This window comes from Bounagaea algeriensis, assembly GCF_054491375.1.
In genome coordinates, this window is sequence record NZ_CM137102.1 from 3,408,104 (window position 1) to 3,427,850 (window position 19,747).

Genomic DNA, 19,747 nt, shown 5'->3' on the forward strand with positions numbered 1-19,747 from the left:
GCGAACCGGACCCGGTGCGAAGCTCCCGCCGCGGCTCCGCCGACCACCCGCAGTGGCCGCCAGTCAGGGCGTTAGCCTGGGAAAACGTGATTGAATCGGTACAGTCCCGTCCTGCGCTGGCGGCGGACGTCGACGCCATCAAGGAACTCGTCGACCACTACGCGGGCACGGCCGTCCTCGGCACGGACCTGGCCACGCTGCACGAGAACCTCGCGGAGTTCTCCGTGGCCGAGATCGGCGGCACCCTCGTCGGCTGCGGCGCGCTGCACGTGCTCCGGTCCGACCTGGGTGAGATCCGCACGATGGCGGTCGATCCGCAGCACCGCGGCGCGGGGATCGGGCGCGCGCTGATGGACCAGTTGCTGCAGCGCGCCCGCCGAGGAGGCCTGCGCTGGCTGTTCGCCCTGACCTTCGAAACCCGGTTCTTCGGTCGGCACGGCTTCCAGCCGGTGCGCGAAACACCGCTGTCCGCCGACGAGACGGCGGAGCCGGCGCACTCGGAAGGCGTCGCGCAGTACCTCGATCTCGCCCGGGTCAAGCCCAACACGCTGGGCAACACGCGCATGCTACTCGAGCTCGACGCGCGGTCTACGATGAATGCATGAATGACTATGCAGGAACGGACATAACCATCCGGCGTGCGCGGATCCGCGACGTTCCCCGGATGAAGGAGCTCGTCGACGCCTACGCCGGCCGCGTCCTGCTCGCCAAGGAACTCGTCACCCTCTACGAGGACGTCCAGGAGTTCTGGGTCGCCGAACACGGCGACACCCTCGTCGGCTGCGGCGCGCTGCACGTGCTCTGGGAGGACCTCGCGGAAATCCGCACCGTCGCGGTGAGCCCGGCCGCCCGCGGGCGCGGTGTCGGTCACCGCCTCGTCGGACGGCTCATCTCCCTGGCCGAGGAACTCGGCCTGCCTCGCCTGTTCGTGCTCACCTTCGAAACCGCGTTCTTCGCGCGGCACGGCTTCCGGGCGATCGAGGGAGCCCCGGTCAGCCGCGAGGTCTTCGCCGAGATGCGCCGCTCGCAGGACGAGGGCGTGGCCGAGTTCCTCGACCTGGCCCACGTGAAACCCAACACCCTCGGCAACACGCGCATGCTGCTCGACCTCGACGGGCGGTGAGCACTTCGCAGCGCGGAGCCCGGCGACATCGCGTCCACATCGGACACTGTCGAGCGGCGCGGGTCAGCCCGTCCGCGCCGTCTGCGGCGACTGCCGCCTTCCGCGCGGCCGACGAGTCCGTTGTCCCGCCCCGCACCGCGCGCTGACACCACCGCGCGCAGCGGCCCCCGCCGGCGTCCGGTTCACTCGCCGGAGTCCTCGGCCGGACCGCCGCGGATCGCGGTCAGCGCGCTGTCCAGCTCCTCCGGTTTGATCAGCACCTCCCGCGCCTTCGATCCCTCGGAGGGGGCGACCACGCCGCGCGACTCGAGCAGGTCCATCAGCCGACCCGCCTTGGCGAACCCGACCCGCAGCTTGCGCTGCAGCATCGACGTCGATCCGAACTGGCTGCTGATCACCAGCTCCGCTGCCTGCAGCAGCACCTCGAGGTCCTCGCCGATGTCCGAGTCGACCTGCTTGCTCTCCCCGCTCGACTTGGTGGTGGTCACACCGTCGGCGTAGTCCGGTTCCGCCTGCTCCTTGGCGAAGGCCACCAGGCGATTGATCTCCTCGTCGGAGACGTAGGAGCCCTGCGCGCGGATCGGACGCGCAGCGCCCATCGGCAGGTAGAGCCCGTCACCCATGCCGATGAGCTTCTCCGCACCCGGCTGGTCCAGGATCACGCGCGAATCGGTCAGCGAGGAGGTCGCGAACGCCAACCGCGACGGCACGTTCGTCTTGATCAACCCGGTCACCACGTCCACCGAGGGGCGCTGCGTGGCCAGCACCAGGTGGATCCCCGCCGCACGCGCCTTCTGCGTGATCCGCACGACCGCGTCCTCCACGTCGCGCGGCGCGGTCATCATCAGATCCGCCAGCTCGTCGACGATCGCGAGGATGTAGGGGTACGGCCGGTACTCGCGTTCGCTGCCGGGCGGCGCGGTGATCTCGCCGGAGCGGACCTTCGCGTTGAAGTCGTCGATGTGCCGCACCCGGTTGGCCTGCATGTCCTGGTAACGCTGGTCCATCTCCTCGACCAGCCACGCCAACGCCGACGCCGCCTTCTTCGGCTGGGTGATGATCGGCGTGATCAGGTGCGGGATCCCCTCGTACGGGGTCAGCTCGACCATCTTCGGGTCGATGAGGATCGCCCGCACCTCCTGCGGCGTCGCCCGGGCCAGCAGCGACACCAGCAGCGAGTTGACGAAGCTGGACTTGCCGGAACCGGTCGAGCCCGCCACGAGCAGGTGCGGCATCTTCGACAGGTTCGCCGTGAGCATCTGGCCCTCGATATCCTTGCCCAGACCCATCACCAGCGGATGCGCGTCCTTGGCGGCCTCGGACGAGCGCAGCACGTCGGCCAGGTGCACCACTTCGCGGTCGGAGTTGGGCACCTCGATGCCGACGGCCGACTTGCCGGGGATCGGGGTCAGCAGCCGGATGTTGTCGTTGGCCACCGCGTAGGCGAGGTTCTTCGACAGCTGGGTGATCTTCTCCACCTTCACGCCCGGGCCGAGCTCGACCTCGTAGCGGGTCACCGTCGGCCCGCGGGTGAAGCCGGTGACCTGGGCGTCCACTTTGAACTGCTGGAGCACCCCGGTGATGGCCTCGATCACCGCGTCGTTGGCCTTGCTGTGCGTCTTCGGCGCAGCACCTTCCTCGAGCATGTCCAGCGGCGGGAGCTGGTAGTCGCCCTCGACCGTACGGCTGATGCGCAGCTTGCTGCCCCCGTCGTCGGCGCCGCCACCGTCCGCGCCGCCGTCCTCGGCACCGGTGCCCTTGGCGGGCGCGCTGCGCTTCCCGCTCGACGCGCTCGCGGCCGGTTCGGCGGCCTCCGCCGCAGCGGTGCGCGCGGTCGCCGCGTGCTCCTCGGCCGCGGCGGTGTTCCCGGCGCCCTCGCGCTCTTCGGCCATGGCGCCCTGCCGGCGGCGCGCGGGACGACGCAGCGAGACAGCTGCGGGCTCGACCTCGCCGTCTTCGCTCCGCTCGCCCTCCCGGCGTCGCGAACCGCCGGGTTCCTCCTGCTCGGCCAGTTGCCGCAGCCGCCGCGGCACCTCGCGCACCGGGGTGCCCGTGAGCACGAGCAGTCCGAACAGGCCGATGAGCACGAGCACGAGCACGGCCACCCACCCGGACAGCCCGCGCGCCAGCGGGCCGCCGGCCACGAAACCGAGCGCACCTCCCGCCTCGGGCCACCGATCCGGCTGGAACGGGTTGCCGGAGGCGATGTGCAGGACGCCGAGCACGGCCAGCACCAGTACTGCGGACCCGACCACGACGCGCGGGCGCGCATCGGGGTTCGTCTCGGTGCGCATGAGCAGCACCGCGGTCAGCGCCAGCACGATCGGCAGCACCACGACCGCCGAGCCCACGGCCGCGCGCAGGCCGCGGTCCACCCACTCGCCCACCGGGCCGCCCGCGTGCGCCCACACGCCAGCGGCCGCGATCACGGCGACGGTCAGGAACAGCAGCGCCAAGCCGTCCCGGCGGTGCGCCGGGTCGATGTCCCGAGTGCGGCCGAGCGCGCGCAACACCCGACCAGCGGCACGCGCGGCACCGTTCGGCCGGTGCGTCCGCTTCCGGGCCGAGCCCCCGGAGCGCCCGCCGCGGCTGCTCGGGGAAGCCTTCGCCGGGGACTTCTTCGCCGACGAGCCGTTGCTCTTCGACGCGGACCCGCTGCCCTTCGACGCGCCGCCGCGCGCACCGGTGGAACGGTTGCGCGTCGATCCGCCGCCGCTCTTGCCGGTGGTTTTCGATCCGGTGCTCTTCGACCCCGTGCTCTTCGCTCGGGAGCCGTTGGAACGCGTCGCGCTCGCCCCGTTCGACGTTCGGCTCGCCATGCCCCACACGGTATCCCCGCCTGACCACTACCGTCACACCAGCCACAGCCGTGCCCGCACGCGGTGCCGTCGGGCCGCGGCACCGGGCCGCGGCGTGCGATCCTGTGGTCATGGTGGCCGTTCCACCCGCACCGGAAGAGCCGACACGCCCGGCGGCGGGCAAACCGCGGCGGAACTCCCCACGCCGCGCAGCGCTGCGCCGCGCAGTATCGGGCCGCCCAACTCCGCGCCGCACAGCGCTGGACCGCGCCGAAGCGCCGCTGCTGTGGCGAGTGCTCATCCGACTCGACCGCGGGATCGTCGCCGCGACCGGGCGGCTCGAGGTCACCGGCGCCCTGCCGGAGCACGATCCCCGCAGGCCGCTGCTGCTCGTGTCCAACCACATCGGCAACGCGGACGCGCTGGTCGTGCTCGCAGCCTGCCACCGCCGCGGAACGGCGCCGCGGTTCCTCGCCACCAGCGGACTGTTCGACTTCCCCGTCCTCGGCGCCGTGCTCCGCCGCTGCGGGCACGTCCGCGCCGACCGGGGAAGCCGGCACGTCACCGACGCGCTGTCCGCCGTCGTGGAGACGCTGCGGCAGGATCCGCGTCCGATCGTGGTCTACCCGGAGGGGCGGATCACCGCGGAACCCGGGATGTGGCCGGAGCACGGCAAGACCGGCGCGGCCCGGACGGCTCTGGCCACCGGCGCCACGGTCGTGCCGGTCAGCCAGTGGGGCGCGCACGAGATCCTGCCCTACGCACTCCCGCACGTCGCCACCGCTGCCGAAGCCTGGACGGTGCTGCGCAGCTGGGTCCGGGGCATGCGCAGGCGCCCCGAGCTGCGCGTGCGGTTCGGTCCAGCAGTGGACCTCGACGGGCTCGATGCCGCCAGGACCGGCGATGCCGCCCGCGCGCACGCGCGGATCATGCGCGCACTCACCACGGGCGTGGCGCGGTTGCGCGCGGACGAACCCGAACGGCCGCACCACCAGGACCCCACGCGCCCGGCCTCGGGAAAGCCCTGCCCCTGGCGGGGATGACGCGGAAGTCCGCGCTGGCCGTGCGAGGCCGGGGCGATCAGCGCACAGCCCCGGAGATCGTCGTGCCCGCCCCGCCGGCAGAACACCCCGCCGCAGAACACCCCGCCGCAGAACACCCGCGGCCGAACGCTCCCCAGTCGGCCACCCCGCGGCCGCGGGTGCGTCACTCGTTCACCGGCAGCACGTTCGGCACGATCATCGGACGGCGGCGGTACGTCTCCCCGACCCAGCGGCCGACCACCCGGCGCACCGCCTGGGCGATGCGGTGCGTGTCGGTGATGCCCTCGGCCTCGGTCCGCGCCAGCTCCATCTCCACCATCGGCACGACCTCGTCCAGGGCCTTCGGGTCGTCCGAGAACCCGCGGCCCGCGATCGTCGGCGAGGACACCGCGCGCCCGGTGCCCTCCTGCACCGCGACCGTGATCGAGATGAACCCGCCCTCGCCGAGGATGAGCCGGTCGGACAGGGTCGATTCGCCCACGTCGCCGACGGACAACCCGTCCACGTAGACGTGACCGACCTCGACCCGTCCGGCGATGCCGGCGACCCCGTCGACCAGGTCGAGCACCACGCCGTCCTCGGCGATGAGCACCTGCTCGCTCGGAACACCGGTGAGCTCGGCGAGTTCGGCGTTGGCCTTCAGGTGGCGCCACTCGCCGTGCACCGGCATGACGTTGCGCGGCCGGACCGCGTTGTACAGGTACAGCAGTTCACCCGCCGAGGCGTGGCCCGAGACGTGCACCTTCGCGCCGCCCTGGTGCACGACCTGCGCCCCCAGCCGCACGAGCCCGTTGACCACGCCGAACACCGCGGTCTCGTTGCCGGGGATGAGCGAGCTGGCCAGCACCACCGTGTCCCCGGCCTGGATGCTGATCTGCTTGTGCTCGCCCCGGGCCATGCGGGAAAGCGCCGACAGCGGCTCGCCCTGCGAACCGGTGGAGACGAACACGACCTCCTGCTCGGGCATGTCCATGGCCTCGTCGAGGTCCACCAGCAGCCCCTTGGGCACGTGCAGCAGCCCCAGGTCCGCGGCGATGTTCATGTTGCGCATCATCGACCGCCCCACCAGGCACACGCGGCGGCGGTGGGCCGCGGCCACGTCGAGGATCTGCTGCACGCGGTGCACGTGGCTGGAGAAGCACGCGACGATGACGCGCTGCTGCGCCTTGCCGATGACCCCGTCGAGCACCGGGCCGATCTCCCGTTCGGGGGTCACCACGCCGGGCACCTCGGCGTTGGTCGAGTCGACGAGGAACAGGTCCACGCCCTCGTCGCCGAGGCGGGAAAAGCCCGCCAGATCGGTCAGTCGTCCGTCCAGCGGCAGCTGGTCGAGCTTGATGTCACCGGTGTGCAGGACCGTCCCGGCGGGCGTGCGGATCGCCACCGCGAGCGCGTCCGGGATCGAGTGGTTGACCGCGAAGAACTCCAGCCCGAACGCCCCGCGCTGCTCGCGCTGCCCTTCGGCGACCTCGACGAGCACCGGGGAGAGCCGGTGCTCCTTGCACTTGGCCTCCACCAGGGCCAACGTGAACTTCGAGCCGACGATCGGCATGTCCGGACGCTGCCGCAGCAGGAACGGCAGGGCACCGATGTGGTCCTCGTGCCCGTGGGTGAGCACGATCGCCTCCACGTCGTCGAGGCGATCCTCGACGAATCCGAAGTCGGGCAGGATGAGGTCCACGCCCGGCGCGTCGTCCTCCGGGAACAGCACACCGCAGTCGACGATCAGCAGGCGCCCCTCGTGCTCGAAGACCGTCATGTTCCTGCCGACCTCGCCGATGCCGCCGAGCGCCACCACGCGCAGGCCCCCGCTCGCCAACGGGCCCGGCGCGGGCGCCGACTTCGACACGGCCGCGGTCTGGCCGTTCTCCGTGGACTTGTCGCTCACCGCTGGGTCCCCTCCACCGCCGTGTCCGGACTCACCTGTACGAGACCAGCTTCCCACAGATCGCTCGTGATCAGACGAACCTGGTCATCGGTCGCCATCGGGATCGGCAGCCGCGGCTGCCCGGCCCGGACTCCGCAGGACCGCAGCGCGGTCTTGGAGAACAGCACGCCGCCGGCCACGTTCATCGCCCGGTGCACCGGCAGCAGGTCGTTGTGCACCTGGCGCGCACCGGCCACGTCACCCGCCTCGTAGGCGTCGATCATCGTGCGCAACCGGTCCGCCACGACGTGGCCGATCACGCTGACCACGCCGACCGCACCGACCGACAGCCACGGCAGGTTCAGCGGGTCCTCGCCGGAGTAGTAGACCAGGTCCGTGCCGGCCATGACCTCGCTCCCGGCGAGCAGGTCGTGTTTGGAGTCCTTGACCGCCACGATGCGCGGATGCTCGCCGAGCCGCTTGAGCGTGTCCACCTGGATCGGCACGACCGAGCGCGGCGGGATGTCGTAGAGCATCACCGGCAGGTCGGTCGCGTCGGCGACCTCGCGGAAGTGCTGGTACAGCCCTTCCTGCGGCGGACGCGAGTAGTACGGGGTCACCACCAGCAGCCCGTGCGCGCCGGCGTTCGCGGCGGACTTGGCCAGGTCCACCGAATGCGCCGTGTCGTTCGTCCCCGCGCCGGCGACGATGTTCGCCCGGTCGCCGACCGCCTCGACCACGGCGCGCACGAGGCGTTCCTTCTCCTCATCGGAGGTGGTCGGGCTTTCACCGGTGGTGCCGTTGAGGATGAGCCCGTCGTTGCCGAGCCGGTCCACGAGGTAGGTGGCGAGCTCCTGGGCGGCCGGAACGTCGAGCTTTCCGCCCTGGTCGAACGGGGTCACCATCGCGGTCAGCACGCGACCGAACGGCCGCCCCGCGATCGCACTCGGAGTGGTAGTGGAGCTGTCGGTCATAACTCCTGACGCTACCTCGTCGGACCGCAGGTCAGCGCGCCCGTCTCGGACCTCCGCGGCCGGTGCGGACCCGCCGCCCGACCTCCCGGAAACTCCGCGGCCGCAGCGCGACCACCGCGGATTCTCTTGCGGCACAATCGTCTTCACCCCCAAGGTTTCCGCGCTGCGGTCCGGGTGCCGCACCGCCGTCCCGGTGCGGCACCGCGGCGGCCGCGGTGCCCGAAAACCGCTGCCGCAAGCCCCGTCAGAAGCTGCGCCGCAGATCCTCGACGGCGAGGACGTCGGCCTCGCTGCCTTCGAACTCCACCTGGGCCTGCTTGCGCCCGAACGCGCGCAGCAGCAGTTCGCTCGGCTCACCGAGCAGCCGCACGGTCCGCGGGCCCTGCTTGGCGGCGATCTCCGTGCCGTCGGGCCGCCGCAGCACCACACCGACCGGGCTGCGCCCGTAGAAGACGCGGGCGACGCGGCCGAGCGCCTTCCACAGGGTCTCCTCCCGGTCGGCGTCCGCCGCGCGCGGCCGCCAGTCCGGCTGCGCCCGCCGCACGTCCTCGTGGTGCACGAAGAACTCGGCGGAGTTCACCGCCTCGTCGACCGCGCCGACGGTGAACGGGTGCCACTTGGGAGCTCCCGCCCGCACCCGGTCGACGAGGTCGTGCCACGGCAGGTCGTGGAGCTCGCGCTCCACCCGCTGGCCCCGCTCGGCCAGCGCCTTGACCACGCGTCCGGCTACCGCGTCCGGACGCCGTTCCCGCACCACCAGGTGGACCGCGAGGTCCCTGGTGGCCCAGCCCTCGCACAGGGTCGGTGCCTCCGGCCCGACCTGTTCGAAGAGATCGCAGAGCTGTCGACGTTCATCACTGGCCACACCCATGCGTTCACTGTAGCCAGCGCCGCTCCGGAAGCGGCGGATGATCAGCCGCGCATCCCGGCGCCGCAGTTCACAAGGCAGTTCACAAGCCCACCGGCGTGTCGGGAGCGGGTGCGCCGACCCCGTGGAGGGCGCACCGACGCCACGGACGTCGCGCCAACCCCGTCGACGTGCGCCACCCCCGTCGAGGTGCGTCAGCCCTCGTTGACGTAAGGGCTGGCGGCGACCTCGCTGCCGTCGGCGAGCTCGGTGATCTCGAAATCGCCGAACACGTTGCCCGCGACCTTCTGCAACTGCCGCAGGCACTCCACCGCCAGCGCGCGGATCTCCACGTCGGCGTGCTCACTGGCGCGCATCGCGACGAAGTGCCGCCAGGCGCGGTAGTTGCCGCTGACGACGATGCGGGTCTCGGTGGCGTTCGGCAGCACCGACCGCGCGGCCTGCCGGGCCTGCTTGCGCCGCAGCGTGGCCTTGGGCTCGTCGGCGAACTTCTCGTTGAGCGACCGCAGCAGCTCGCTGTAGGCGTCCACGCTGGCCTGGGTGGCCGCCTCGAACTTGGCGTGCAGTTCCGGGTCCTCGGCGATCACGTCGGGCTCCACCATCGCCGCGTCCCGCTCCGGCACGTACCGCTGCGACAGCTGCGAGAAGGAGAGGTGGCGGTGCCGGATGAGCTCGTGGGTCAGCGAACGCGACATGCCGGTGAGGTAGAACGTGGCGGTGCCGTGCTCCAGCACGGACAGGTGCCCGACCTCGAGGATGTGCTGCAGGTACCCGGCGTTGGTGGCGGTGGCGGGGTTGGGCTTGTGCCACGACTGGTAGCACGCCCGGCCCGCGAACTCCGCGAGGGCCTGTCCGCCGTCGGCATCGGTCGACCAGTCCACGTCCTCCGGCGGGAAGAACTCGGTCTTGCCGATGAGCTGCACTTTCGGCGGCACGATTTCGGTCACGGCGGGCGGGCCCCTTTCCTGTCACTGCGGCTGCCGGACACTGCGCGGCGCGGCGGCGCCGCACCGGACCCGGGCGGCGCGTCGACTCCCCTGCGTCGACTCACCTGCGTCCGCGTCGAGGATAACCGCCGCGGGGGAACGATCCGCGCAGCACCGGCGGGCCGACCAGGACTGCGCAGGACTGCGAACGGCGCCGGACGCGCCGGTGACGTCACGACGGGATTGTGCGACGTCACGAACAGCGTCATAGTGATGTCATGGACCTCAGCCCGTACATCAACCAACTGCGCGAGGATCTCAGCTCGGCCGCCTCCGTCGGCGACGAGCACACGCGGCACACGGCCGCCGCGCTGACCGCAGGCCTCGAGCCCGCGGCGCGCCTGGCGATCATGAACGCGCTGTCCGACCTCGCCGCCGAGATCACCACCCAGCTCGACGGCCAAGTCGTGGAACTGCGCCTCGACGGTCGGGACGTGCGCGTCGTCGTCAGCGGAACGGGCCCGCCCGAGGAGGACGTGCCCGACGAGCCCCCGCCACCACCACCCGGCGCCGACAGCGGCGACAGCGGCGACATCAGCCGGATCACGCTGCGGCTGCTCGACGGGATCAAGACCCAGGCCGAGCAGGCCGCCGCCGGCCAGGGGGTCTCGCTGAACGCGTGGGTCGCCCAAGCGGTCCAGGAAGCGCTGCACGGCGGCCGCCCCCGCGGCCCGTGGGACCACCACCATCCCGGCCGCCGCCCCGCGCGGGCCCCGCACGCGGGCCGCACCCGGTGGAACGAGGGCTCCGACGGCGCGGGCTCCCGCATCCGCGGCTGGGTGCAGAACTGACGCCGGGACAACGGAAGGAACCCCCATGACCGACGAACACCCCACCAGCCCGGACGAGCCGCAGGACGCGTGGGCGCACGCGGACGAGACCGACGAGTCCCCCGGCCTGGTCCGCAGCCTCGACTTCGACACCCCGCAGCCGCTGACCCTCGACATCAGCGACAGCCACGGCCCCGTCGCCGTCGAACTCACCGACACCGCGGTCACCCAAGTCGAAGTGCGGCACGCCCCCGACGCGAACGCACCCGACTGGCGCGGCGGCCTCGCGGGCCTGCTCAACTGGGTCACCGAGCAGTTCGGCGAAGCGGGCGTGCGCACTGGCCGGGACACCGACCGCGGCCGCGAACGCGAACCGGCGACCGAAGCGGTGCGCCGCACCCGCGTCGAACTCACCGGCAACCGGCTCGTCGTGCGCACCCCCAGCACCGCCCCGCTGCGCAACATCCCGCTGGCCGTGCGGGTCCAGGCCCCGGCGCACTCCGAGCTGTCGGTGCAGGCCGGATCCGGCGACGTCACCGTGACCGGCACCGCCGTGCGCGCCCAGGTGCAGTCCGGCGGCGGCGCCGTCTCGCTGGCCGAATCCACCGAACGCGCCACGGTGCGCACCGGTTCCGGCCACCTCCGCCTCGGGCGGATGCCCGGCGGGGTGCACGCGCGCAGCGGCAGCGGCGACGTGGAGATCACCGGCCTGTTCGCCGCGTCCTCGGTGGTCACCGGCAGCGCGGACGTGTGGCTCGGCGAAGTCGGCGCGGACGTGCTCGTGCGCTCCGGCAGCGGCGACCTCAGCATCACCGACGCCGCCTGCGGGGAAGTCGAACTGATCACCGGTTCCGGGGAGATCCAGGTGGCGCTGCGCCGCGGCAGCAGCGCCGAAGTCGATCTGACCTCCAGCGCGGGCTCGGCGCGCAGCGACCTCGACGTGCACGACACGCCGCCCGGGGAGAATCCGAACCTGCACGTGTACGGCCGGACGGGCACGGGCGATGCCGTGCTCACCTCGGCACTGTAGGCCCTGGCAGAACTTCGTTCAGTCATCCCACCCGTTGGGGTGGGTGGTCGGGGCGGCTGGGAGGGACCTCCTGCACGGCTCTCGCTCCGGGTGCTCGACCTCGAGCAGCCGCGGAACGAGGCGAAGCTCGCGTTTGCCCCGGGATGTCAGCGAACAGTGACGCGAAAAGGGCCCACTGGGAGCTGGTGCGCGGCCGGACAGCACTACACCGCGCCGGCCAGCTCGCGTGCGAGCGGACCGACGAGGTCGCCCCGCTCGCCGACCGCGACGTGCTCGAGCCCGAGCCAGTCGGCCATGGCGCGGAGTTCGGCGGCGAGTTCGCCGGCCACGTGATCGCGCCGCTGCTCGGGCTCGGCGAACGCCCCCGGAACCCGCAGCGTGCCGGCCCGGCGGTCGGCCTTGAGGTCCACGCGGGCGACCAGCTCGCCGTCGAGCAGGAACGGGAAGACGTAGTAGCCGTACTCGCGGCGCTCGGCGGGCACGTAGATCTCGATGCGGTAGCGGAAACCGAACAGCCGCTCGGTGCGCGCGCGTTCCCACACGACCGGGTCGAACGGCGCGAGCAACGCGCGACCCGTGATCACCCGCGGTGTGCGGGCGGTGACGTGCCGGTAGGCGCGGTTGCGCCACCCCCGCACCGCCACGGGTTCCAGCCGTCCTGACTCGACGAGTTCGACCACGGCGCGGCGCGACTGCTGCGGGTGCAGCCGGTAGTAGTCGCGCAGGTCGGCTTCGGTGCCGATGCCGAGGGATCGCCCGGCGCGGTCGACCAGCGCGCGCACCGCTTCGTCCTCGGCCACCTCGCGGGTGAGCACGTCCGACGGCAGCACCCGCTCGGGCAGGTCGTACTTGCGCTCGAACCCGCCTCCGGAGCCCGTGCCGTCTCCCGCGCCCCGGCCGGCCCGGGTGCCCGTGGTCAGCTCGCCGCGGGCGAAGAGCAGTTCGCAGGCCCGCTTCGTGTCGCTGCGGTCCCACCAGGCGCCGCGGCGGGCCTGCTGCCCGGCCAGTTCGCGTTCGATCGCGCCCGCACCGATCGGCCCGCACTCCTTGACCGCAGCGAGCACGTCGTCGACCAGCTGCGGTTCGCGATCGGCCACCTCCGCCAGACCGGCGCGCCAGGACCCGCCCGCTTCCCGCATCCGCCACCGCAGCAGCGGCCAGTCCTGCACCGGCAGCAGCGAGGCCTCGTGCGCCCAGTACTCGACCAGCAGCCGCGGACGCCGCGCGGAATGCCACCAGGCCGCCTCGTCCACCAGCTCCCCCGGGTAGGCCCCGAGCCGGCTGAACAGCGGCATGTAGTGCGCGCGCACCGCCACGTTGACCGAGTCGAGCTGGATGAGGTTGACCCGCGACAACACCCGGCGCAGGTGCCGCCGGTCCACCACCCCCGAGGGGCGGCGATCGGCGAACCCCTGCGCGGCGAGCGCGGTGCGGCGTGCGGCATCGGCGTTCATCGTCTGCACGCCGCAGATCCTGCCACCGGTCGCCGACACCGCCGCGGCACGTCCGCGGACGCGGAAAGTGACCGGGCAGTGACGCGGGAAGGCCCGCCGCGTTAGGTTCAGCACATGGCCGATGCCGAGGTGCGTGCCGCCACCACAGCGGACGCCGCCGAGATCGCCCGCATCCAGCTGTCGACGTGGCGCACCGCCTACGCCGAACTGCTGCCCACCGCCACGTGGGAAGCCCTCGACGAGCAGGAGATCGCGCAGCACTGGGCGGAGACGATCAACGGCGGACCCGCGCACGTGCTCGTCGCCACCGAGGGGCCGTGGACGGTCGGGTTCTGCGCGGCCGGCCTCGCCCCCGAGTCGGAGTCCGCCGCGGCCGACGGAACCCCGGTCGCGGACGCCTCCGCGGTGGCGCTGCTCAGCACGCTGCTGGTCGAACCCCGCTGGGGTCGGCGCGGGCACGGCGGACGCCTCGTCGCGCGCACCGGTGAGGTGCTGCGGCGGGAGGGGATCGCTCGCGGCATCACGTGGGCGATCGAGTCCGACTCGGCCTCGATGTTCTTCTTCCGCCGCGTCGGCTGGGCGCCGGACGGCACGGTGCGTACGTTGGAAGCCGACGGGCAGACCGTCCGGGAACTGCGCCTGTCCGGCGATTGGGACGTACCGCTGCAGCAGGAGAACCCGCACGAGCGGACCGCGCGAGCCGACACCGCAGACATCGACGCCGTCGGGCGCGCGCGGGACCTGTTCGACCTGCCCGGCCAGTGAGCCCTGCCAGCGGTGAGCCCTGCCAGCGGTGAGCCCTGCCAGCGGGCCCTGCCCGATCAGCAAACCCCGCCCGGCCGGTGAGCGCCGCGGTACCGCAGCGGCATGACACGTGGCCGGCCCGGCCCGCGTGCGCGCCCGGTGGACTCGGCGTTGCGGCACCACGCGAGAGGTTGAAGTGGCCACGGTACTCGGACTGCTCTGCGCCGCTCTCGGCCTCTCGGTCGTCTCGGCCGTGTTCCCCCTGATCAGCATCGAAGTCTTCGCGCTCGGGGTGCTGCTCGGCGGTGCGGACGTGCCGTGGTGGGCGCTGGCACTGGTCATCGCGGTCGGGCAGATCACGGGCAAGACGCTGCACTACGGCGCCGCCCGCGGCGCCGTGCGCCTGCCGAAACTGCTGGGGCGCACCGGCCGCCTCCCCCACCGGCGGGAGCGGACACGCGCGGCCGCGCTGCTCGACCGGTTCCGCACCACCTGCCAGCACCGCCCCGTGGCCAGCGGCGGTGTGCTGCTGGCCAGCGCGGCCGCCAGCGTGCCGCCGTTCGCCGCGACCGCGGCGGTCGCCGGGTGGGCGCGCGTGTCGCTGGCGCTGTTCCTCGTCACCGGATTCACCGGCCGCCTGATCCGGTTCGGGGTGCTGACCGCCGCCCCCTCGCTGATGCAGGGAGCTGGGGCCTGATCGAGCGGGGCCTGACCGCGGGAACCCGCCGCCGAGCCGGACCCGCGCGCAGCGCTCCAACCGAGGAGGGCGGCGCGTCACGCGCCGGACTCGCGCTCCAGGTCGATCGCACGCCGCATCGCCCGCCGGCCGCGGTTGCGGTCACCCGCCAGATCGTAGGCCTCGGCCAGCGCGTACCACCGGCGCCAGTCCTGCGGGTCCTGCCCCAGTTCCGCCTGCTTCTGCTCGAACCACGCGTCGGCCGCCTCGCGTTCGACGCGGCCGGACGGGCGCCGCGGCAGGTGCGACACGTCCGGCAGCGCGTCCTCCGCGTCCAACCTCCGCGCGAGCCGCTCGGTGCGCACGCCGAAGCGCAACTGGTCGTACACGAGCAGCGCGCCGATCAGCGGCAGCACCAGCACGCCCACCCCGAACAGGACGAACGCCCAGCGTCCGCTGGTGATGAGCACGAACGCCCGCTCACCCATGAGCACGAGGTACACGACCAGGGCGAACGCGGCGACGAACGCCGCCGTCCGCGGCGTCCACCACCGGCGCTGCCGCACCTGCTGCTCGCTCACGCGCATCCTCCCCGTGCCGCTCAAAGCCCCATGAGGGTGTCCAGGCCGACCGTGAGGCCCGGGCGCCGCCCGGCCTCGCGCACCGCCAGCAGCACCCCGGGCATGAAGGAACGCCGGTCGTAGGAGTCGTGCCGGATGGTCAGCGTCTCCCCGTCCGTGCCGAACAGCACCTCCTGGTGCGCCACGAGCCCGGCCATGCGCACCGCGTGCACCGGCACGCCGTCGACCTCGGCGCCGCGGGCCCCGTCCAGCTGGCTGCTCGTCGCGTCCGGGGCCGGACCCGCACCCGCATCGGCACGCGCCTGCGCCACCTGGCGCGCCGTGCGGGTGGCAGTACCGGAGGGCGCGTCCACCTTGTTCGGGTGGTGCAGTTCGACGATCTCGGCGGACTCGAAGTAGCGCGCCGCGATCTCGGCGAAACGCATCGACAGCACCGCGCCGATGGCGAAGTTCGGCGCGACGATCACACCCACCTGCGGGTGCTCGCCGAGCCGGCCGCGGATGGTCGCCAGCTCGTCCGGGCCGAGCCCGCTCGTGCCGACGACGACGTGGATGCCGTTGTCCACGCAGAAGAGCACGTTCTCCAGCACCGATTCGGGGCGGGTCAACTCCACGGCCACCTGCGCGTCCGCCTCGACCAGCCCGGACAGCGGGTCCGCGCGGTTGACCGCGGCGACGAGTTCCGCGTCGGGCGCCTCGCTCACGGCCCGGACCGCTTCCGAACCCATGCGCCCCCGGGCACCCAGGACGCCGACCTTGAGGGGGGAATTCACGTCACGTCTCCTTTGCTGACCCGTCCTGCCTGCGCTGCGCGCGCTGCCGCGGGGCACCACGCCGAGGGCGGACCCCACCGGCCCGGTCATCCCGGCGCCCCGGTCATCCCGGCGCCCCGGTCATCCCACTGGCCCGGACCCCGCCGGCCCGGTCACCCCGGCGGGCAGGTCGGCCCGCCGCTCGTACGGGCCGACGACCGCCGTGGCCGAGGGCCGGCTGAGCAGTTCCCCGGCGAGCGCGGCGACCTGCTCGGCGGTGACCGTGTCGATGCGCTCCAGCGCGTGTTCCACGCTCTCGTGCTCTCCGCGGTTGAGTTCGCGCTTGCCGATGCGGACCATCCGCGCAGCGGTGTCCTCCAGTCCGAGCACGAGCCCACCGCGCAACTGTCCCTGTCCGCGGCGGACCTCCTCCGCGGACAGCCCTTCCCGGGCGACCGTATCGAGCACCTCGCGGACGAGAGCGCACACCTCGCCGAGACGTTCCGGCGCGCACCCGGCGTACACCGAGAACATCCCGGTGTCGGAGAACGCGGTGCTGTCCGAGTGGACCGCGTAGGCCAGGCCGCGGTGCTCCCGCACCTGTTGGAACAGCCGCGAGCTCATGCCGCCGCCGAGCGCGGCGTTGAGCACGCCGAGCGCGTGCCGCCGCTCGTCGTAGCGGTCGAGACCGCGGCAGCCGACGAGCACGTGCGCCTGCTCCGTGTCCGCCGACTGCAGGGCCAGCGGACGCTGCCGCGGCATCCTGCCGCCGCCGGTGCGCAGCGGTTGCGGGGCCTGCTCGCTGCCGAAGCGCTCGCCCAGGGCCCGCCGCACCTGCCGGAGCAGCCGCGCGTGGTCGACGTTGCCCGCCGCGGACAGCACCATCCGCGGCGGCCGGTAGTGGCGCCGGTAGAAGCCGTGCACCCGCGCGCGGCTCATGCCCTCCACCGACTCCTCCGTGCCCAGCACGGAACGCCCGAGCGGGTGGCTGCCGAACAGCGACTCGGTGAACAGCTCCCCGAGCGCGTCCTCCGGGTCGTCGTCGCGCATGGCCATTTCCTCGAACACCACGCGGCGTTCCATCTCCACGTCCCGCGCGGTGTTGCGGGCTGCGAACACGACGTCGCAGAGCACGTCGACCGCCAGCGGCAGGTCGTCGTCGAGCACCTGCGCGTAGAAGCAAGTGTGCTCCTTGGCGGTGAACGCGTTGAGCTCCCCGCCGACCGCGTCCATCTCGGCGGCGATGCCGGCAGCGGAACGCCGCTCGGTGCCCTTGAACAGCAGGTGTTCCAGGTAGTGCGCCGCACCGGCCTGCGGCCGCGTCTCGTCCCGGGAGCCGACGTCGACCCACAGGCCCACGCCCGCCGAGCGCGAACCGGGCACCTGCTCGGTCACCACGCGCAGCCCGTTCGGCAGCACGGTGCGCCGCACCGTGGCGGTCTCCGACCGCACCAGAACCCGCGTGCTGTCAGGTCGCTGCTCTCGTCCCATCGTCCCGTCACGTCCGCCGCGGGTGGTGAACACCCGAATCGTCCCCGCCGAACGATACGGCCCGCCCGGAAGCTCCGAGCGGGCCGTTCCGTCCGGTGTTTCACCGGTCACGTCGGGGTCAGCCGGTCACTGCGCGGCTTCCGCCGTCTCGTCGGACTGGTCCTCGGCCGAGTCGCCCTCGCCCTCGTCGACCGGGACGAGGCTGATCTTGCCGCGGCTGTCGATGTCGGCGATCTCCACGCGCAGCTTGTCGCCGACGTTGACGACGTCCTCGACCTTGCCGATGCGCTTGCCGTTGCCCAGCTTGGAGATGTGCACCAGGCCGTCCTTGCCGGGCAGCAGCGAGACGAACGCGCCGAACGCGGCCGTTTTCACCACGGTGCCGAGGAACCGCTCGCCGACCTTCGGCAACTGCGGGTTCGCGATCGAGTTGATCTTCTCGATCGCCGAGTCCGCCGACGGGCCGTCCGCCGCGCCGACGTAGATCGTGCCGTCGTCCTCGATGGTGACCTCGGCACCGGTCTCCTCGGTGATCGAGTTGATCATCTTGCCCTTCGGGCCGATCACCTCGCCGATCTTGTCGACCGGGATGTTCACCGAGGTGACGCGCGGAGCGTGCGGGCTCATCTCGTCCGGCTCGCCGATGGCCTCGGACATCACGTCGAGGATCGTGAACCGCGCGTCGCGGGCCTGCTCCAGCGCCTGGCCGAGCACCTCGGACGGGATGCCGTCGAGCTTGGTGTCCAGCTGCAGCGCCGTGACGAACTCGCGGGTGCCGGCGACCTTGAAGTCCATGTCGCCGTAGGCGTCCTCGGCACCGAGGATGTCGGTCAGCGCGACGTAGCGCCGCTCACCCTCCACCTCGTCGGAGACCAGGCCCATCGCGATGCCCGCCACCGAGGCCTTCAGCGGCACACCGGAGTTGAGCAGGGACAGCGTGGAGGCGCAGACCGAGCCCATCGAGGTCGAACCGTTCGACCCGATCGCCTCGGAGACCTGCCGGATCGCGTACGGGAAGTCGTCCCGCGACGGCAGCACCGGCACGATCGCGCGCTCGGCCAGCGCGCCGTGGCCGATCTCGCGCCGCTTCGGCGTGCCCACGCGGCCGGTTTCCCCGGTCGAGTAGGGGGGCATGTTGTAGTGGTGCAGGTACCGCTTCGACGTCTCCGGCGACAGCGAGTCGATCGTCTGCTCCATGCGCAGCATGTTCAGCGTGCTCACGCCCAGGATCTGGGTCTCGCCGCGCTCGAACAGCGCCGAACCGTGCGCCCGCGGCACCACGCCGACCTCGGCGGAGAGCTGGCGGATGTCGGCCACCCCGCGACCGTCGATGCGCACCTGGTCGCGCAGGATGCGCTGGCGCACCAGCTGCTTGGTCAGGTCCTTGAAGGCGCCGCCGATCTCCTTCTCCCGACCGGCGAACTCCTCGCCCTCGCCGACGCCGACGCGCTCCAGCGCCGCAGCCTTGATCTCGTCGAGGCGCTCCTCGCGCTCCTGCTTGCCGCCGATCTTGAGGGCCTCGGCGAGCTCGTCGGAGACCGCGCGCTCCACGGCGGTGTAGACGTCCGGCTGGTAGGCCGGGAAGACCGGGTACTCCTCGGCGGCCGAGCCCGCGGCGTTGGCCAGCCGCTGCTGCGCCTCGCACAGCGTGCGGATGAACGGCTTGGCCGCCTCCAGGCCCTCGGCGACCACGCTCTCGGTCGGCGCCTGGGCGCCCTCGGCGACCAGGTCGACGGTGTGGTCGGTCGCCTCGGCCTCGACCATCATGATCGCGACGTCGTCACCCACGACGCGGCCGGCGACGACCATGTTGAACACGGCGCGCTGCAGCTGCTCGTGCGTCGGGAAAGCCACCCACTGCCCGTCGACGAGGGCCATCCGGGTGCCGCCGACCGGGCCGGAGAACGGCAGGCCGGACAGCTGCGTGGACGCCGAGGCGGCGTTGATCGCCAGCACGTCGTACAGGTCGCCCGGCCGCAGGCTCATCACCGTGAGCACGACCTGCACCTCGTTGCGCAGGCCGTCGGCGAACGACGGGCGCAGCGGGCGGTCGATGAGCCGGCAGGTCAGCACCGCGTCGGTGGAGGGGCGGCCCTCCCGGCGGAAGAACGAACCGGGGATGCGCCCGGCCGCGTACATCCGCTCCTCGACGTCGACCGTCAGCGGGAAGAAGTCGAACTGCTCCTTGGGCTGCTTGGAAGCGGCCGTGGCCGACAGCAGCATCGTCTCGTCGTCCAGGTAGGCCGCGGCGCTGCCCGTGGCCAGCTTGGCCAACCGGCCGGTCTCGAAGCGGACCGTCCGCTTGCCGAAGGCGCCGTTGTCCAGAACGGCGGTCGTCTCGTACACGCCCTCCTCGGGCGATTGGGTCTCGGTCAATCTGACTCCTTGCTCCTCGCGAGGCTCACGGCGAGCAGCTGGAGTGCGGTCCGAAAGGGCCGGCCATCGATCGAAGCCCCCGGGGGACTCGTCGCCCGAGGACCACTACCGAGGACCGGCGGAACGCCTTCCGCTGACACCGTGAGCACTCTGTTCAAGCATCCGGCACCGCGGCGCCGGACGCCCCCGTACTGGAGGCGGTGTTCCGTTGTTC

General features: G+C 72.5%; 17 protein-coding genes. 7 read left to right on the top strand and 10 right to left on the bottom strand.

Annotation, left to right across the window (positions count from 1 at the left end; all coding sequences use genetic code 11):
* Positions 1-86 precede the first annotated feature (86 nt).
* Both ACVGV2_RS15525 and ACVGV2_RS15530 read left to right on the top strand, forming a co-directional pair.
* On the top strand, positions 87-605 hold the full coding sequence (locus ACVGV2_RS15525) for an amino-acid N-acetyltransferase (RefSeq protein WP_459163084.1): 519 nt from the start codon (positions 87-89) through the stop codon (positions 603-605).
* On the top strand, positions 602-1,123 hold the full coding sequence (locus tag ACVGV2_RS15530) for an amino-acid N-acetyltransferase (RefSeq protein ID WP_459163085.1): 522 nt from the start codon (positions 602-604) through the stop codon (positions 1,121-1,123). Before ACVGV2_RS15525 ends, ACVGV2_RS15530 begins: the two co-directional genes overlap by 4 nt.
* A 182-nt stretch (positions 1,124-1,305) precedes the next feature.
* Here the strand turns inward: ACVGV2_RS15530 and ACVGV2_RS15535 are convergent, their stop codons facing one another.
* A complete protein-coding gene (locus ACVGV2_RS15535; protein ID WP_459163086.1) occupies positions 1,306-3,942 on the bottom strand; it encodes an FtsK/SpoIIIE family DNA translocase in 2,637 nt (878 codons plus the stop codon).
* Positions 3,943-4,052: 110 nt separating this feature from the next.
* Here ACVGV2_RS15535 and ACVGV2_RS15540 point away from each other — a divergent pair, with 110 nt between their 5' ends.
* On the top strand, positions 4,053-4,964 hold the full coding sequence (locus ACVGV2_RS15540; RefSeq protein WP_459163087.1) for a lysophospholipid acyltransferase family protein: 912 nt from the start codon (positions 4,053-4,055) through the stop codon (positions 4,962-4,964).
* A gap of 163 nt (positions 4,965-5,127) precedes the next feature.
* Here ACVGV2_RS15540 and ACVGV2_RS15545 read toward each other — a convergent pair whose 3' ends face one another.
* The 4 genes from ACVGV2_RS15545 to thyX all read right to left on the bottom strand — a co-directional run bounded on the left by ACVGV2_RS15545 (position 5,128) and on the right by thyX (position 9,620).
* Complete coding sequence (locus tag ACVGV2_RS15545; RefSeq protein ID WP_459166014.1) at positions 5,128-6,813, bottom strand: ribonuclease J; 1,686 nt, start codon at positions 6,811-6,813, stop codon at positions 5,128-5,130.
* Positions 6,814-6,848: 35 nt separating this feature from the next.
* Positions 6,849-7,805 carry a 4-hydroxy-tetrahydrodipicolinate synthase gene (dapA, locus tag ACVGV2_RS15550; RefSeq protein ID WP_459163088.1) on the bottom strand — a complete coding sequence of 319 codons (957 nt, stop codon included), beginning with the start codon at positions 7,803-7,805 and terminating at the stop codon, positions 6,849-6,851.
* A 244-nt stretch (positions 7,806-8,049) separates the two neighbouring features.
* Complete coding sequence (locus ACVGV2_RS15555) at positions 8,050-8,676, bottom strand: TIGR03085 family metal-binding protein (protein ID WP_459163089.1); 627 nt, start codon at positions 8,674-8,676, stop codon at positions 8,050-8,052.
* 191 nt (positions 8,677-8,867) lie between these two features.
* Entirely contained in the window at positions 8,868-9,620 is a 753-nt protein-coding gene (gene thyX / locus ACVGV2_RS15560) for an FAD-dependent thymidylate synthase (protein ID WP_459163090.1), read from the bottom strand.
* Between the two features lie 257 nt (positions 9,621-9,877).
* On the opposite strand from thyX, the gene ACVGV2_RS15565 reads away from it, so the two are divergent.
* Both ACVGV2_RS15565 and ACVGV2_RS15570 read left to right on the top strand, forming a co-directional pair.
* Positions 9,878-10,450 carry a toxin-antitoxin system HicB family antitoxin gene (locus ACVGV2_RS15565; RefSeq protein WP_459163091.1) on the top strand — a complete coding sequence of 191 codons (573 nt, stop codon included), beginning with the start codon at positions 9,878-9,880 and terminating at the stop codon, positions 10,448-10,450.
* 25 nt (positions 10,451-10,475) lie between these two features.
* A complete protein-coding gene (locus ACVGV2_RS15570; RefSeq protein ID WP_459163092.1) occupies positions 10,476-11,459 on the top strand; it encodes a DUF4097 family beta strand repeat-containing protein in 984 nt (327 codons plus the stop codon).
* 203 nt (positions 11,460-11,662) lie between these two features.
* Here ACVGV2_RS15570 and ACVGV2_RS15575 read toward each other — a convergent pair whose 3' ends face one another.
* The gene (locus ACVGV2_RS15575) at positions 11,663-12,913 is read right to left on the bottom strand and encodes a winged helix-turn-helix domain-containing protein (RefSeq protein WP_459166015.1); all 1,251 of its coding nucleotides are present in this window, start codon (positions 12,911-12,913) and stop codon (positions 11,663-11,665) included.
* Between the two features lie 114 nt (positions 12,914-13,027).
* Between ACVGV2_RS15575 and ACVGV2_RS15580 the strand changes: the two genes are divergently transcribed.
* Positions 13,028-13,678, top strand: coding sequence for a GNAT family N-acetyltransferase (locus tag ACVGV2_RS15580; RefSeq protein WP_459163093.1), 651 nt, complete (start codon positions 13,028-13,030; stop codon positions 13,676-13,678).
* Positions 13,679-13,853: 175 nt separating this feature from the next.
* Positions 13,854-14,354 carry a hypothetical protein gene (locus tag ACVGV2_RS15585; RefSeq protein ID WP_459163094.1) on the top strand — a complete coding sequence of 167 codons (501 nt, stop codon included), beginning with the start codon at positions 13,854-13,856 and terminating at the stop codon, positions 14,352-14,354.
* 77 nt (positions 14,355-14,431) lie between these two features.
* Here the strand turns inward: ACVGV2_RS15585 and ACVGV2_RS15590 are convergent, their stop codons facing one another.
* From ACVGV2_RS15590 to ACVGV2_RS15605, 4 genes are all read right to left on the bottom strand, one after another.
* Positions 14,432-14,914 (bottom strand): hypothetical protein, encoded by a 483-nt coding sequence (locus ACVGV2_RS15590; protein WP_459163095.1) that lies wholly within the window; start codon positions 14,912-14,914, stop codon positions 14,432-14,434.
* A gap of 20 nt (positions 14,915-14,934) precedes the next feature.
* A complete protein-coding gene (dapB, locus tag ACVGV2_RS15595; protein ID WP_459163096.1) occupies positions 14,935-15,687 on the bottom strand; it encodes a 4-hydroxy-tetrahydrodipicolinate reductase in 753 nt (250 codons plus the stop codon).
* A 120-nt stretch (positions 15,688-15,807) separates the two neighbouring features.
* The gene (locus ACVGV2_RS15600) at positions 15,808-17,157 is read right to left on the bottom strand and encodes a M16 family metallopeptidase (protein WP_459163097.1); all 1,350 of its coding nucleotides are present in this window, start codon (positions 17,155-17,157) and stop codon (positions 15,808-15,810) included.
* 126 nt (positions 17,158-17,283) lie between these two features.
* Positions 17,284-19,533 (bottom strand): polyribonucleotide nucleotidyltransferase, encoded by a 2,250-nt coding sequence (locus ACVGV2_RS15605; protein WP_459163098.1) that lies wholly within the window; start codon positions 19,531-19,533, stop codon positions 17,284-17,286.
* Between the last annotated feature and the right edge of the window lie 214 nt (positions 19,534-19,747).